The sequence below is a fragment of the Levilactobacillus namurensis genome, assembly GCF_032197885.1.
GTDB lineage: Bacteria > Bacillota > Bacilli > Lactobacillales > Lactobacillaceae > Levilactobacillus > Levilactobacillus namurensis_A.
The window spans coordinates 920,753-934,318 of the sequence record NZ_CP134159.1; the positions used below are offsets into that span (position 1 = coordinate 920,753).

A 13,566-nucleotide genomic window follows, 5' to 3' on the forward strand; every position below is an offset into this window, starting at 1 on the left:
CGGATAAGTGGATCTCGGCGACAATTCAATGAATTTAGGTGTAAGCGGTATAAACGGGATGAAAACTCAGAAAAATTTATGCTACGTTTCCCGAAATGACGCGGATAATAGCGGAACCAAATGGCTTGAGATACCGGATACATGGAGGATAAATTAGCAGAAATTCCCATAAATAATCCGTACAAATATAAAAACATCTTGATTTATGCGAATAAAAATGTGATACTAAAGTCACTGAGAGATAAATAACGAATTCACGATATGTATTCGGGAGGGTTAAGCAGATGAGTGCGGAAGAAATTGCTCAAGCCGTTGAAAGCGGTAACATATCCCTGGGAATCGAATTAGGTTCTACGCGGATCAAAGCAGTCTTAGTAACACCTGATTTTAAGACCATCGCAGCCGGCAGCTACGTGTGGGAGAACGAATTAAAGGATGGCGTGTGGACTTACTCCTTAGAGAAGGTCTGGGCGGGCATCCAAGCCAGTTACCAAGCCATGGCTACGGAAGTGCACGACCAATACGGCGTGACCTTGACCAAGATTGGTTCAATTGGGGTCAGTGCGATGATGCACGGCTACATGGCCTTCAACCAAGACGACCAATTACTGGTTCCATTCCGGACTTGGCGGAACAACATCACGGAACAGGCCGCGGATGACCTGACCAAGTTGTTCGGGTTCAACATCCCTCAACGTTGGAGCATTGCGCACTTGTACCAAGCCATCTTGAATCAAGAAGATCACGTGAAGGACGTTTCCTTCATGACCACGTTGGCGGGTTACGTTCACTGGCAATTATCCGGTGAAAAGGTCGTCGGTATCGGGGATGCCTCCGGGATCTTCCCAATTGACAGTGAGACCAAGACCTACCGGCACGACTTCTTGGAACAGTTCCGGGGCTTAAAGGCGGTTCGCCAATACCTCTGGGACATCCAAGACATCTTGCCTGCCGTTAAGGTGGCAGGAGAAGCCGCTGGTCAGTTGACCGCTGACGGGGCCAAGTTATTGGACCCTAAGGGCAACCTGACGGCCGGCAGTGTGATGGCCCCACCTGAAGGGGACGCCGGAACTGGAATGGTCGGGACCAACGCGGTGCGGGAACGGACCGGGAACATCTCGGCTGGGACCTCTGCCTTCTCCATGGTGGTCTTGGACCAACCGATGAAGGCGGTTCACCGCGATATCGACTTAGTGACCACGCCAACGGGGTTGCCCGTTGCCATGGTCCACACCAACAACTGTTCATCAGACATTAATGCGTGGGTTAACCTCTTTAAGGAATTCGCCCAGAGTATCGGCGTTGACCTGAAGCCGGATGAACTCTACGGTGCCCTGTTCAACAAGTCAACGGAAGGGGACGCCGACGCCGGTGGGCTACTGAACTACAGTTACTTATCTGGTGAGAACATCACCAAGATGACGGCGGGCCGGCCACTCTTCGTCCGCACGCCGAACAGTCACTTTAACTTAGCCAACTTTGTGAAGACCCAGTTGTACGCGGCCTTTGCTCCCCTGAAGATTGGGATGGACATCTTGGCTAACGAAGAACACATCCACCTAGATTCCCTGATTGCTCAAGGTGGGTTGTTCCGGACGCCTAAAGTGGGCCAACAGGTCTTAGCCGATTCCCTGAACACCCCAATTACGGTCATGAGTACCGCTAGTGAGGGTGGTCCATGGGGGATGGCAGTTCTGGGCTTCTACGTTCAGAACAAAGCCGCCGGTGAGACGCTGGAAGACTACTTGGATAAGCAAGTCTTTGCGGATCCTGAGAGTACGACGTTAGCGCCGGACCCAGCGGGGGTTAAAGGGTCTAACGCCTTTATCGCCAACTACAAGCAAGGATTAGCCATCGAAGTACAAGCGGTTGACCGCTTAGCCGATTAATCAGCAAAGGAGATTTCGAAAGAATGTTAGAGAAATTAAAGGCAGAGGTTTACGATGCCAACATGCAATTACCGAAATTAGATCTGGTCACGTTCACCTGGGGGAACGTTTCCGGTATCGACCGTGACCGGGGCTTGTTCGTCATCAAGCCTTCCGGGGTCGACTACGACGACTTGAAGCCTAGCGACATGGTCGTGGTGAACTTGAAGGGTGAAGTCGTTGAAGGGGACATGAATCCTTCCAGCGATACGCCAACTCACACGGTGCTGTACAATGCCTTCCCGAATATCGGTGGTATCGTCCACACCCACTCACCTTGGGCCGTATCCTTTGCGGCGGCTAAGATGGATATCCCAGCCATGAACACCACGCACGCGGACACGTTCTTCACGGACGTTCCTGCTGCGGATGCGTTGACTAAGGAAGAAATCGAATCCGACTACGAAGGGAACACGGGGAAGACCATCGTGAAGACTTTCAAGGAACGGGGCTTGGATTACGAAGCCACGCCAGCAGCGCTGGTCAGCCAGCACGGTCCCTTCGCTTGGGGCCCGACGCCAGCCAAGGCGGTCTACAACGCTAAGGTGTTGGAAGTCGTTGCGGGTGAAGATTACCACACCCTCCAGTTGACTCGGGCAAACTCCGAGTTGCCACAGTACCTCTTGGATAAGCACTACTACCGGAAGCATGGGGCCAACGCCTACTACGGTCAAAACAATGCGAAGTCCAAGGATCACGCTGCGCGCGAGTAGTTTCAATTCAATCAATCTAACAACTTTTTAAAAGGAGTGTTTCTGTTATGTTATCAGTTCCAGATTACGAGTTTTGGTTTGTTACCGGTTCGCAACACCTGTATGGTGAAGAACAATTAAAGTCCGTTGCTAAGGATGCCCAAGACATTGCCGACAAGTTAAACGCTAGCGGCAAGTTGCCTTACAAGGTGGTCTTCAAAGACGTCATGACCACGGCCGATGGCATTACCAAGTTCATGAAGGAAGTTAACTACAACGACAAGGTTGCCGGTGTGATTACCTGGATGCACACGTTCTCCCCAGCTAAGAACTGGATTCGGGGGACTGAACTGTTGCAGAAGCCATTGTTGCACTTAGCAACGCAATACTTAAACAACATCCCTTACGACACCATTGACTTTGATTACATGAACTTGAACCAAAGTGCCCATGGTGACCGCGAATACGCCTACATCAACGCCCGGTTGAAGAAGAACAACAAGATCGTTTACGGCTACTGGGGTGACGAAGACGTGCAAGAACAGATTGCACGTTGGGAAGACGTTGCCGTTGCTTACAACGAAAGCTTCAAGGTCAAGGTTGCCCGCTTTGGTGACACCATGCGGAACGTGGCCGTTACGGAAGGCGACAAGGTCCAAGCACAGATTCAAATGGGCTGGACGGTCGACTACTACGGAATTGGTGACCTGGTCAAGGAAATCAACGCGGTCTCCGATGCCGACGTGGACAAGGAATACGCCGACTTGGAATCCCGTTACGAAATGGTTCAAGGCGACAACGATGCGGAAACTTACAAGCACTCCGTTCGCGTTCAATTAGCCCAATACTTAGGGATCAAGCGGTTCTTGGAAAAGGGCGGTTACACGGCCTTCACCACCAACTTCGAAGACCTCTACGGCATGGAACAATTACCTGGCTTAGCTGCCCAACTCTTGATTCGTGACGGCTACGGCTTCGGTGCTGAAGGTGACTGGAAGACGGCTGCCTTGGGTCGGGTCATGAAGATCATGTCCCACAACAAGCAAACGGCCTTCATGGAAGACTACACGCTGGACCTCCGGAAGGGCCACGAAGCCATCTTAGGGTCACACATGTTGGAAGTTGACCCATCGATCGCCAGTGACAAGCCACGGGTTGAAGTTCATCCATTGGACATTGGTGGTAAGGCGGACCCAGCACGGTTGGTCTTCACGGGTTCTGAAGGTGACGCCATTGACGTGACGGTTTCAGACTTCCGGGACAACTTTAAGATGATCAGTTACGCCGTTGATGCCCACAAGCCAGAAGCTGAAACGCCTAAGCTGCCAGTTGCTAAGCAACTCTGGACGCCAAAGGTTGGTTTGAAGCAAGGCGCCTTAGCTTGGATGCAGGCCGGTGGTGGTCACCACACCATGCTGTCCTTCTCCTTGACGGAAGAACAAATGGAAGATTTTGCGACGATGATGAACATGAACAAGGCGTTCATCAAGTAGCCTTAGTCGCCAGCGGTGGCCGTCTGGGTCACCGATAAAACGCTAATCAAACAGGCAGGAAACTCTCGTGTGGGGAGCTTCCTGCCTGTTTTGCATAGTGCGCTAGGTGACCGAAAAATGAGGATATAATATGTAGAAAACGGTTACGACTGACGGCGGTAAAAGATGGTCCCGTCGACGGCTAAGTTGAGCAGCAGTAAGACTGCCACCGACCAGAGATGCCAACCGTAGATGATTAGGATCCCATACGTGGAGAAGACCCAGAAAATCCCGGGAGTAATCCAAGCGTGGGCGAAAAAGTGGGGGTAGTCGACCCGAAAGTCGTCAATTAACGTTTGTAACAGGGCGTAGGCCATTAAAAGGAGTAAAATCAAGAGAAACTGGGGCATAGGGTGACCCACCTTTCTAAGTAAAATGAATTATCTTCATCATACGAGGACCGAGGCGGGAATACCAGATTTCCCCCCAGCCATCGCAAAAGGGAAAGCAGAGCTGGCCATATTCTGCGTTGGGGGCATAAAGGAATTAATGACCGGGCGAATGGTTAAAAAAAGACCTCATCCCAAACCGGATAAGGTCGCAGTATTGGCCTGCATGAGTAAGCCGGTCAAATAGCTATAACCATGGTGAAAGCCAACCAATTGATACCACGGATTCAAGGTTCAATAAGGCTTACGCCATAAAAATCCAGCCGCCCATCGCGACGATTCCTAAGGCTACCACTGAATAAATCAGGGTCAAGACGTGACCGTCATGATCCGTCCTGGTTTTAGGTAGAACTTGAACCAACATAAAAATTAACAAGCAGATGCCGATAACCGCGATGAGTGTCCCCGTCATCATGTTCTTGGCTAACATCATAACTCCCCCTTTATTTCTTCTATTATAACCAGTTTTGCTGGGAAAGTGGGGGATGTGACCCTGGGTTTAAACAATATGTTAAAATAAAACTCATATAGGGAGCGCTGGGCGATGGGACGACATCGCAGCGATCGCCCGGCGACCAGATGACGGAAGAAAGGAAGCAACTACCATGGACTTAACTTGGTCGGTCACGACACCGGTGACCAGCTTAAAGCGATTTTTAGCACAACAGGGGGTCAGCCACCGGGTCTTTAATGACCTCAAGCGACAAGGTATTATTCGCGTCAACGGGCAAGTCGAGACGCCGGCTGTGGCGCTCCACGTGGGTGATCAGGTCATGGTGTCCCTTCCCGCTGAAACAGCTGATCCGGCAGTGGCCGTGAGTTCCGAGCCCATTAGGGTCCTTTTTCAGAACAGAGACTGGTTGGTGATCGATAAGCCGGCCGGGCTGAACGTGGTTCCGGGACCGGCGAACCGGACGGATACCCTGGTCAATCGCATCAAGGGCTACTTGATTGCCGAGGGGGCGGAGAACCAGGTGCCCCACATCGTGACCCGGTTGGACCGCTTCACCAGTGGCTTGGTCTGGGTCGCCCGGCACCGGTTGGCCAATAGTCTGGCCAGTCAGCTTCAGGCACACCATGCCGTGCAGAAGCGTTATTTAGCGGTGGTCAGTGGACAATTGCCCGCCGACCATGGCCTGATCGACCAACCCTTAGCCTCAGATCCTACCGGGTATAACCAGATGGTCTCACCAGCGGGAAAGCCCGCTAAGACGGAGTACTGGGTGCAACAGCGGTTTCCCCAGGCCACGGTCGTGAAGGTTCAGCTGCACACGGGACGGACGCACCAGATTCGGGCGCACTTCGCGTGGTTAGGGTATCCGCTGATTGGTGATGCCCTCTACGATGGTCCGGAAGTCGCGGGGATGCAACGGCAGGCGCTTCACGCGGCCAGCCTGCAATTTACGGATCCCTTTGACGGTCAGGAGCGGCACTTTACCAGTCCCGTTCCGACCGATTGGCAGCAGTTGATCACGAAGCTAGAGCAGACGACAGGAGGGCAACAGGCATGACAGAAACCATGAGTGACGTGACATGTTTGGTAGATGGGGAAACCATCTCTTTGGAATCCGGCTTACAGCTCGCGGAGTTGGAGACGGACTTGCGGAACCGGATCAAGCGGGACCATCCGCGGGCGAAGACGACGGATTATATCTGTGGGCACCACCTCTTGAAGTACCGCTTGGAGCGGGTGGACGCGATGATCAATGCGGACCTCAAACAAACTAAGAAAATCAACCAAAAATTGACGCGGGCCTTACAGAGCGATGATTACGATATTATCGATGTGAACGAGGTCTTGTCGGACAACCTGACGTTTGGCCAGAAGGTCTCCGATGACGTGGCCCGCTTTGGCGGTTCTTGGGGCTTTATCTTCATTTTTATGTTCGTGCTGCTAGGGTGGATGCTGGTCAACGGGTTGCACCTCTTTGGGGTGAACTTTGACAACTACCCCTACATTCTGTTAAATTTAGTACTTAGCTGTGTGGCCGCGATTCAGGCACCCATCATTATGATGAGCCAGAACCGCTCGGCGGACCGGGACCGGATGATGGCTGAAAACGACTATCACGTGAACCTGAAGTCCGAACACGAACTACGATTACTCCATGCGAAGGTGGACCATCTGGCGCAGAACCAGGTACCCCACACCATGGAGGTTGAACGCTTCCAATTGGAAATTCTAGGTGAGATTCGCCAAGAACTTGCGGAATTACGAGAGGCGGCGCAGAAGACGCCACCAGCACGGTAACACGAAGGGAGTCCCACGATGCGTACTTGGATTACAGCGAGCACCCTGTTCTTAGTTGGCCTACTCTGTGGTCACCGAGCAGCTGGTAGATTAGGGCACTAAGCGCGACTTGGCAAATCCGTTGACAATTCTTTAATCCTCCGTTAATCTAGTGATTGAACTAGAGAAATGGAGGATTTTTTGTGATAATTCGTGAAGCTCAACCGGTGGACGCCCCTCAGATAGCGCCACTGATGAACTTGATCTATGATGAAATGGCTCTGACCGACCTGGAAGACGTTCCGGGCCCCGACTTACTGAAGGTCATCACGGCGGCGTACCGCAACCCGACATACCTGTCCGGTGCGGCAACCACGGTGGTGGCCGAGGCCGATGGCCAAGTCGTGGGGGTGGCCTTTGGCTATCCTGGAGAACGAGAAGAGATCGTAGATGATGTGATGGCAGATCTGACCGCGCAGAGTGCGGCTTTTGACGAACCGTACGAAGCGGAATCCGAAACCAGTGCAGGTGAGTGGTACTTGGACTCCCTGGCAGTGGATCCGAACTATCAGGGTCACGGGATTGGCCGGCAGTTGTTACAAGCGCTGCCGTACTACGCCCGGCGTGATCGTCAAGCGGTCATTGGGTTGAACGTCGACCGGGAGAACCCGGGCGCCTTCCGCCTATATGACCGGATGGGTTACCAGGTTACGGGGACCCAGATGATTGGGGACCACGTCTATGACCATATGCAACTCGAGATTGGTAAGCCAATCAGTGTGATGAACTAACTTTAAACGTGAAGGCGCTCGGCGACTGACCGTGGCGCCTTTTTAGTTGTCATCTGATAGACGCCTGGAGCGTCATAAGGAGGAAAAACGACCATGAAAGACCAGTTACAATTAGGCGATGATGAATTTGCCAAGATGATGTTGGTGTTGAAGCAACCGGTAACGCAAGCGAACCACAAGGAGTTTAAGTTCCTAGACGGTGAGATGCAGGAGATTGCGCCGGATATCTGGGCCATGCCGGCTTACATGACGGCAGACGATGACTTTACCATGTTCTTCTTGACCACGCAGATCGAGTCGGGAGAGACCGTGGTGGCGTTTGCGACCGGTGAACAGGATGAACAGAACTTCCGCTTGAGTGCGCCCATGATTACGGGGGAAGGCTTGAACGTATTGAACGCCCAACAACCGAACCGGGCCAAGCGGGTTCTGAAGTTCTTGAATGACATCTCGCGGGCCGATGAAGGCAACTGGCGAATGGTCGACAGCGAAGACTAGATTCTAACCAAGACATTTGCAATCGTCATCCGCCTTGTCTGGCCGTCCTCTCGGCTTACAGTCGTGTAACCATATCGGAACACGATTTACCAACAGGCCGTGGTCCCCAAGCGGATTGTTGATTCGAAACCCAATAGGGCTTGCCTGATTATTTGGTTTTAGCAGTCACATATGTTGTTCAAACATTAGGAAACACTGTTTTGGGAAACACTCAATTTAGCCGTGAGGTTGGGCCTGAAGAGGCTCAGTGGTGTCGTTTGGGTTAGTCAGCGTTTTGAGCTGGCTTACCCAAAGGCCGAGCTTGAAGACCTGGGGCTTTCAGGGCTTCAAGTCGTGCCCACCACGCTCCAGCCTCTTCAGGCCCAACCGGTAAGGCGGGGGGACTGCTACAGTCTGCCCCTTGGCTAAACGTAGGAAAGGCGTCTGGACAAATGTCCAGACGCCTTTCGCGTGCTTAACGATACCGCTACGGTGCTGAAATCTGCGACCCAAGGCAGCCAGCTCCACTTTTTGTTCCACTCTAAACGATCAGTTAGGCGATTATACGGTCAGTGGGCCAGGTAACTAACCAATCTGGAAGTACCGCAAGATTGCCATGGCCATGATGCCCACGACCACCACGGCCAATAAGCTCTTGGTGAAGATGCCGGCTAACGTGGCGGGAATCGCGGCGTAGCAGTTGGCAAGGTTGAGGGTCGCCCAGTGTCCCGGATGGGCGACGAATAGGTTCTGGCAGCACAGCGCGGTCATGATGGCGATGGGGACAAAAGTCAGAAAATCGATCACACCAGCGGGAAGCTTAAATTTTTTCAAAAGGGCGAAGGGAAGCACTCGGGATAGTAACGTGACGGCGCCACATCCCAAGACGACCCAGAGCTCCGTTAAGGTCAATGACATCGCTTCATCTCCATTCCGAACAAACAGCCCACAATTGTGGCCCCCAAGAGCGATAAGTTGGCGTCGAGAACCCGAATCATGAGATAATAACTTAAGGCCACACAGGCCATCACCAGGAGTTGGCGGGTCATCCCCAGGTGGCGGTCGCTGATTAATTGGAGGTAGACCAAGCCGATGAACATGGCGGTCAGGGCGAAGTCAAAGCCGAACTGGTCGGGGTTGGGAATCAAGCCGCCTAGGATGGCCCCGATGATGGTCGAACCACCCCAGACTAAGTAGGCGACCCAGTTCGCCGCGTTCTGCCAAGCGTAGCTTAACCGTCCCTGAGTATGGTTCTGCTTGTTCATGGCTAACGCGAAGGTCTCGTCGGTGACTAGCGCCCCCAGCATCAGGTTCTTGCCTAAGGATTCGTGGCGGAAGTAGCGCGCGAGGCTGGTGCTCATAAGGATCATTCGGGAATTAACCAAAAACGTGGAAAAAATAATGGCGGATAGCGGATTCCCGGCCAGGAGCATACTGGCGATGATGAACTGGGCCGAACCGGCGTAGACGATAAAGGATAGCGCGGCCACCATCAGAAGGCTGAGGTGGCTGGTGTGGGCAACGATCCCGAAGGCTAGGCCCACGCCGATGTAACCGAAGACGGTGGGCAGGACGTCTTTCAGACCAGCCCGAAACGTGAGGTCTGGGGTCATAGGCAGGACTCCTTTCGTAAAGAAATGATCAATTTAGTCCATTACTAATGGGTTAAAAACTAGTCTACGCTTACCCTAAATGGGGGTAAAGACTCCTACCAAAATTAGTGTAAAAAATTGGTAAAAAAAGTTGGCGTGGAAGGGTTGCTTTTTCAAAATAGCGGTTGTATGATACTCTCATTGATAAAAAAGCAGTGAAGAAAGTGGGGTAGTGACGATGAAGATGAACTTAACTGAATTGGCGCAATCAGCGCACGTTGACAAGCAGCGCGTAGAGGAGTACGTCAAGAACGGATTATTGGGGACCGACCACTCGGCAACGGAATTCGATGACTCCGATCTGTATTGGATCGATATGATTCAATGCTTTCAGGATAACGGCACGTCTTTGAGTGACTTATCCGGCTTAATGCCGCGTTGTCGGCAAGCCCAGGCCAAGATGACTCAGGTCTAGCCGACTCAAACCAAGAAGATGATTAGCGGCAGGCGATAGGCCTCCGCTATTTTTTTGGCTTCTAGGCCGTACGTGTTGCGGTCGATCATTAAGAATACAGAAAAAGGCAGGTCCCCCGGAAGTTGATGGGGGATCTGCCTTTTCGTCGTTAACCCGTTAAACGCTGGGTTAACCTTGTTTAATTTGGGTAATCAGGCGTTGCATGGCTTGTGCTTGGTATGCGGCCGTGGCTTGTTGGATGACCTTTTGCCGTTGAGCGGCACTCATGGTCGGATCCTTAGTCATGGCAGCCATCACTTGCTTTTGAACGTAGGCTTTGGCGGCCTTTTTTTGTTGTGCTTGGTAGGCCTTAGACTGCGCCTTCTTTTGCAGTTGCTTAGCCTGTTGGGTACTGAGAACCGTCCAATCCTGGTTCAGGTAGATCGTATTGTGTTCCTTGACGTATTGGTGACCGTTATCGGCCAGGCCAAACCAGAACTTGTAGGCCTTAGACTGGTATTCCCGGTAAGTCTTTTGGGTCACGATCCGGTTCTTACCCGTGGTCCGCTTGACCGTGTTGGTCGTGGTGACCTTAGCCGTCGTGTGGTGCGTCTTTTTCGCGTTGGCGCTGGTCTTGTAGACGTAGACCCGGTGCTTATCAGCAGTCCCCAGTGACTGGTAGATCATCATGGGCATCTGCTTGGAAGGAGAGGCCGAGTAGATGGTCTGGGTCGTGGTGGTGGTGACGTTGTGCAGGCCGTAGTGGTCACGGTCGTTTTTCACGATGAAGACTCCGCTGACGCCCATGACCAGGATCAAGCCTAGGGTGATCAGGTTACTGAGCACGCGGTTGGACATGTAGACGTAGCAGACGAAGGCTCCGATGACCGCTAAGATTAAGAGAATCACAATCATTCTGCGGCACCTCCTTTGGCCGTTGCCGGTTCACTATCAGCAACGTGAGTGGAGTGGTTGCTGCCCTTTAAGAACATCGCCACAATTAAAGCAATGACACTGAAGCCGATGGCAATCCAGAAAGCGGCGTGGTACCCCGACAGGGTCGCGTTGATTGCGTTGTCGGCGTAAGCCAATGGATTCGTGGTCAAGAGGTGCTTAGCTGGCATCTGGTTCTTGGTCACGTTAGTCAAGACACTGACCAGCAGCGCCGTCCCCACGGAACTGGCGACTTGCCGTTGGGTGTTGTTGACCGCCGTCCCGTGACTGATTAAGTTCATGGGTAAGGCGTTCATCCCGGCGGTAGTTGCAGGCATCATGACCATGGCGATCCCGAACATCCGAATGGCGTAGAGGACCACGATGTACATGGTAGCTGAGTCCTTGGTCAGCCAGGCAAACGGTAACGTTCCGGCCGTTAAGAGGAACATCCCCATTAAAGCCAAACGCTTGGCGCCGAAGCGGTCAAATGCGCGTCCGGTAATGGGACTCATAATCCCCATCATGAGGGCCCCCGCTAAGAGGGTCAATCCGGAGTGGAAGGCCGACATTCCTTTGACCATTTGCAGGTACAGCGGAATGACCATTTCGACCCCGACCATGGCCATCATGACCACGGAACTCAGGATGGCCGCGACCGTGAACTCCTTAGACTTGTAGACCCGGAAGTTCAGGAATGGGTCGTCCATCTTGAGTTGTCGCCAGATGAACAGGGCAACGAAGATGACCCCGACAATCAGCGTCGAGAGAACCTTGGTGCTGCCCCAGCCGTCGTCCCCGACGGAGGAGAAGCCGTACAGCATGCTCCCGAACCCAATCGTAGAGAGTAAGACGGATAGGAAGTCTAACGGCGACTTTTCAGTTTCCAGAACACTACGCATGATCCAGAAGCTGGCAATGATCACGACGGTGACGATGGGGATGATCATTCCGAATAGGTCTCGCCAAGTTGCATTATCGATGACCCACCCGGACAGGGTCGGACCAATCGCTGGGGCCAAACCGACAACGATTCCGGCTAGTCCCATGGCAGTTCCCCGTTTGTTGGCGGGGAAGATCGTCAGCATCATGGTTTGCAGCAGCGGCATCGAAATCCCAACCCCTACAGCCTGGATCAACCGTCCGATTAACATCATCGGGAAGTTGATGGCGGACCAGCAGATGATGGTCCCGGCTAAGAAGATGGTCATGGCCCCGATGTAGAGCCACTTAGAACTGATACTGTTGATCAGCCAAGCGCTGATGGGGATCATGATCCCGTTGACCAGCAAGAACCCCGTGGTCAACCATTGAACAGTAGATGTCGAAACGTCGAAAGCCTTCATTAAGGTTGGAAAGGCGGTCGACAGAATCGTTTGGTTTAAGACGGTACAAAAACTTCCAATCAATAGAAGCGCCACCAGTAAGCCCCGGTTATAGGACTTACCGTTGGTATCAATTGCTTTTCCCAAATTAATTCCCTCTTTATCCTAAAAATTATTTCTGGAACAAATATACGCAGATTAGACTCTTTTGTCAACTAGCTTGACAACTGTTTTAGAAAATATATACTGTTTGGAGAAAAGTAAACAATAAGATGAAATAATTTTACAAGATTCACAAGCGCTTCCATCCGGATAAACTGGGTGTTGGCCAATTAAAGGACTAAGGTGGTCGACGTGTTAGAAAACGATGTTGCTAATTTTTTAAAAAAAGTACCAATTGATGAAATGATTCTGGGAATCGGGGACGTTGCCCGGGTCACGGGGGTCTCGACCAGTCAGCTGCGGTACTGGGAACGTAAGGGGTATATCCAAAGTTCCGAATTAACGGAGGGGGGCAACCGTAAGTTTTCCTATAAAACGGTGATTCAGGTCAAGCAGATCAAGCAGTTCCTCGACCAAGGGTATACGTTGAGCAGTGCCGTTGCCCGGGCCCGCAAACGTGGCGTTTACGCGGAAATCTTACGCTCTTTCTTTGAACAGCGGTTCATTCGGCTGACGGCCGATGACCACCAGGAGACGATTGATCTGGGGACCTTTGACCCGGAACCGGCTTATCACCTGGTGGCGTATCGCCAGGATAACAGTTGGCGATTTCGCTTGGATCCGGCTAAATAGGGGCCCTTTTCGTTGTGCAACGGCGACGAGAATGGTAGGCTAAAGTTGTGGCGGAGTTCAGTCGGTGGCAGTAAAGACCTTCGATGCTGATCGATCTTCTGGCTGGATTAGCAGTCAATCATGTTATTTAACGTGTTGTAACTAGGCGAATAACCATATGTAATAGCGCGTATACTTGCGCTTGGACTACGCTAGTCATAGGCTAACGTAAGCGATCGTAACTGAAATGACGTGTTTTTGAAAATTAACTTGCTTTGATTTTCGACTCGCCGCCGGTTGCCGCCATAGGCTCCTCTCGAAGTTTAGAAGGTTCTTCGGGAGGGGCTTTTTCTATGGCGGGATGGCCCGTTAAATGAAGAATAACTAATAAAATGAGAAAATAATGGGAATCGCTATCCCTTGGTATTCCTTACTTTTGGTTAGTTTAA

General features: G+C 52.0%; 15 protein-coding genes. 9 read left to right on the plus strand and 6 right to left on the minus strand.

What is annotated here, in order from left to right; genetic code table 11:
- Positions 1 to 284: 284 nt before the first annotated feature.
- Genes RIN67_RS04200 through araA form a run of 3 tightly spaced genes read left to right on the plus strand, consistent with a single transcriptional unit; the run spans position 285 to position 4,113 of the window.
- On the plus strand, positions 285 to 1,889 hold the full coding sequence (locus RIN67_RS04200; protein ID WP_264999123.1) for a xylulokinase: 1,605 nt from the start codon (positions 285 to 287) through the stop codon (positions 1,887 to 1,889).
- Positions 1,890 to 1,912: 23 nt separating this feature from the next.
- On the plus strand, positions 1,913 to 2,641 hold the full coding sequence (locus tag RIN67_RS04205) for an L-ribulose-5-phosphate 4-epimerase (protein WP_024746832.1): 729 nt from the start codon (positions 1,913 to 1,915) through the stop codon (positions 2,639 to 2,641).
- A gap of 47 nt (positions 2,642 to 2,688) precedes the next feature.
- Entirely contained in the window at positions 2,689 to 4,113 is a 1,425-nt protein-coding gene (gene araA, locus RIN67_RS04210; protein WP_024746833.1) for an L-arabinose isomerase, read from the plus strand.
- Positions 4,114 to 4,256: 143 nt separating this feature from the next.
- Here the strand turns inward: araA and RIN67_RS04215 are convergent, their stop codons facing one another.
- Both RIN67_RS04215 and RIN67_RS04220 read right to left on the minus strand, forming a co-directional pair.
- Positions 4,257 to 4,502: a hypothetical protein gene (locus RIN67_RS04215; RefSeq protein ID WP_264999124.1), complete on the minus strand. Its 246-nt coding sequence runs from the start codon at positions 4,500 to 4,502 to the stop codon at positions 4,257 to 4,259.
- A 283-nt stretch (positions 4,503 to 4,785) separates the two neighbouring features.
- Entirely contained in the window at positions 4,786 to 4,971 is a 186-nt protein-coding gene (locus RIN67_RS04220; RefSeq protein ID WP_264999125.1) for a hypothetical protein, read from the minus strand.
- 175 nt (positions 4,972 to 5,146) lie between these two features.
- Here RIN67_RS04220 and RIN67_RS04225 point away from each other — a divergent pair, with 175 nt between their 5' ends.
- The 4 genes from RIN67_RS04225 (at position 5,147) to RIN67_RS04240 (ending at position 8,060) form a co-directional block, all read left to right on the plus strand.
- Positions 5,147 to 6,052, plus strand: a complete 906-nt coding sequence (locus tag RIN67_RS04225) for an RluA family pseudouridine synthase (protein WP_264999126.1) — start codon at positions 5,147 to 5,149, stop codon at positions 6,050 to 6,052.
- The gene (locus RIN67_RS04230) at positions 6,049 to 6,792 is read left to right on the plus strand and encodes a DUF1003 domain-containing protein (protein WP_390894359.1); all 744 of its coding nucleotides are present in this window, start codon (positions 6,049 to 6,051) and stop codon (positions 6,790 to 6,792) included. Before RIN67_RS04225 ends, RIN67_RS04230 begins: the two co-directional genes overlap by 4 nt.
- Before the next feature lie 233 nt (positions 6,793 to 7,025).
- Complete coding sequence (locus RIN67_RS04235; RefSeq protein ID WP_051413252.1) at positions 7,026 to 7,562, plus strand: GNAT family N-acetyltransferase; 537 nt, start codon at positions 7,026 to 7,028, stop codon at positions 7,560 to 7,562.
- A 93-nt stretch (positions 7,563 to 7,655) separates the two neighbouring features.
- Positions 7,656 to 8,060 carry a hypothetical protein gene (locus tag RIN67_RS04240; RefSeq protein ID WP_024746839.1) on the plus strand — a complete coding sequence of 135 codons (405 nt, stop codon included), beginning with the start codon at positions 7,656 to 7,658 and terminating at the stop codon, positions 8,058 to 8,060.
- A 564-nt stretch (positions 8,061 to 8,624) separates the two neighbouring features.
- Here RIN67_RS04240 and RIN67_RS04245 read toward each other — a convergent pair.
- Both RIN67_RS04245 and RIN67_RS04250 read right to left on the minus strand, forming a co-directional pair.
- A complete protein-coding gene (locus RIN67_RS04245; protein WP_264999127.1) occupies positions 8,625 to 8,957 on the minus strand; it encodes an AzlD domain-containing protein in 333 nt (110 codons plus the stop codon).
- Positions 8,948 to 9,652: an AzlC family ABC transporter permease gene (locus RIN67_RS04250; protein ID WP_264999128.1), complete on the minus strand. Its 705-nt coding sequence runs from the start codon at positions 9,650 to 9,652 to the stop codon at positions 8,948 to 8,950. The genes RIN67_RS04245 and RIN67_RS04250 overlap by 10 nt, the downstream gene beginning before the upstream one ends.
- 217 nt (positions 9,653 to 9,869) lie before the next feature.
- On the opposite strand from RIN67_RS04250, the gene RIN67_RS04255 reads away from it, so the two are divergent.
- Positions 9,870 to 10,106 carry a MerR family transcriptional regulator gene (locus tag RIN67_RS04255; protein ID WP_024746842.1) on the plus strand — a complete coding sequence of 79 codons (237 nt, stop codon included), beginning with the start codon at positions 9,870 to 9,872 and terminating at the stop codon, positions 10,104 to 10,106.
- Between the two features lie 168 nt (positions 10,107 to 10,274).
- Here the strand turns inward: RIN67_RS04255 and RIN67_RS04260 are convergent, their stop codons facing one another.
- Positions 10,275 to 11,000, minus strand: a complete 726-nt coding sequence (locus RIN67_RS04260; protein WP_024746843.1) for a DUF4811 domain-containing protein — start codon at positions 10,998 to 11,000, stop codon at positions 10,275 to 10,277.
- Positions 10,997 to 12,490 carry an MDR family MFS transporter gene (locus tag RIN67_RS04265; protein WP_264999129.1) on the minus strand — a complete coding sequence of 498 codons (1,494 nt, stop codon included), beginning with the start codon at positions 12,488 to 12,490 and terminating at the stop codon, positions 10,997 to 10,999. Before RIN67_RS04265 ends, RIN67_RS04260 begins: the two co-directional genes overlap by 4 nt.
- 207 nt (positions 12,491 to 12,697) lie before the next feature.
- On the opposite strand from RIN67_RS04265, the gene RIN67_RS04270 reads away from it, so the two are divergent.
- On the plus strand, positions 12,698 to 13,138 hold the full coding sequence (locus RIN67_RS04270; RefSeq protein WP_264999130.1) for a MerR family transcriptional regulator: 441 nt from the start codon (positions 12,698 to 12,700) through the stop codon (positions 13,136 to 13,138).
- Positions 13,139 to 13,566: the final 428 nt, after the last annotated feature.

What these genes read in the sequence shown, in the direction of transcription:
- RIN67_RS04200 (WP_264999123.1), top strand. Translation starts at nt 285, where the DNA reads ATGAGTGCGGAAGAAATTGCTCAAGCCGTTGAAAGCGGTAACATATCC.
- RIN67_RS04205 (WP_024746832.1), top strand. Translation starts at nt 1,913, where the DNA reads ATGTTAGAGAAATTAAAGGCAGAGGTTTACGATGCCAACATGCAATTA.
- araA (WP_024746833.1), top strand. Translation starts at nt 2,689, where the DNA reads ATGTTATCAGTTCCAGATTACGAGTTTTGGTTTGTTACCGGTTCGCAA.
- RIN67_RS04215 (WP_264999124.1), bottom strand. Translation starts at nt 4,502, where the DNA reads ATGCCCCAGTTTCTCTTGATTTTACTCCTTTTAATGGCCTACGCCCTG.
- RIN67_RS04220 (WP_264999125.1), bottom strand. Translation starts at nt 4,971, where the DNA reads ATGTTAGCCAAGAACATGATGACGGGGACACTCATCGCGGTTATCGGC.
- RIN67_RS04225 (WP_264999126.1), top strand. Translation starts at nt 5,147, where the DNA reads ATGGACTTAACTTGGTCGGTCACGACACCGGTGACCAGCTTAAAGCGA.
- RIN67_RS04230 (WP_390894359.1), top strand. Translation starts at nt 6,049, where the DNA reads ATGACAGAAACCATGAGTGACGTGACATGTTTGGTAGATGGGGAAACC.
- RIN67_RS04235 (WP_051413252.1), top strand. Translation starts at nt 7,026, where the DNA reads ATGAACTTGATCTATGATGAAATGGCTCTGACCGACCTGGAAGACGTT.
- RIN67_RS04240 (WP_024746839.1), top strand. Translation starts at nt 7,656, where the DNA reads ATGAAAGACCAGTTACAATTAGGCGATGATGAATTTGCCAAGATGATG.
- RIN67_RS04245 (WP_264999127.1), bottom strand. Translation starts at nt 8,957, where the DNA reads ATGTCATTGACCTTAACGGAGCTCTGGGTCGTCTTGGGATGTGGCGCC.
- RIN67_RS04250 (WP_264999128.1), bottom strand. Translation starts at nt 9,652, where the DNA reads ATGACCCCAGACCTCACGTTTCGGGCTGGTCTGAAAGACGTCCTGCCC.
- RIN67_RS04255 (WP_024746842.1), top strand. Translation starts at nt 9,870, where the DNA reads ATGAAGATGAACTTAACTGAATTGGCGCAATCAGCGCACGTTGACAAG.
- RIN67_RS04260 (WP_024746843.1), bottom strand. Translation starts at nt 11,000, where the DNA reads ATGATTGTGATTCTCTTAATCTTAGCGGTCATCGGAGCCTTCGTCTGC.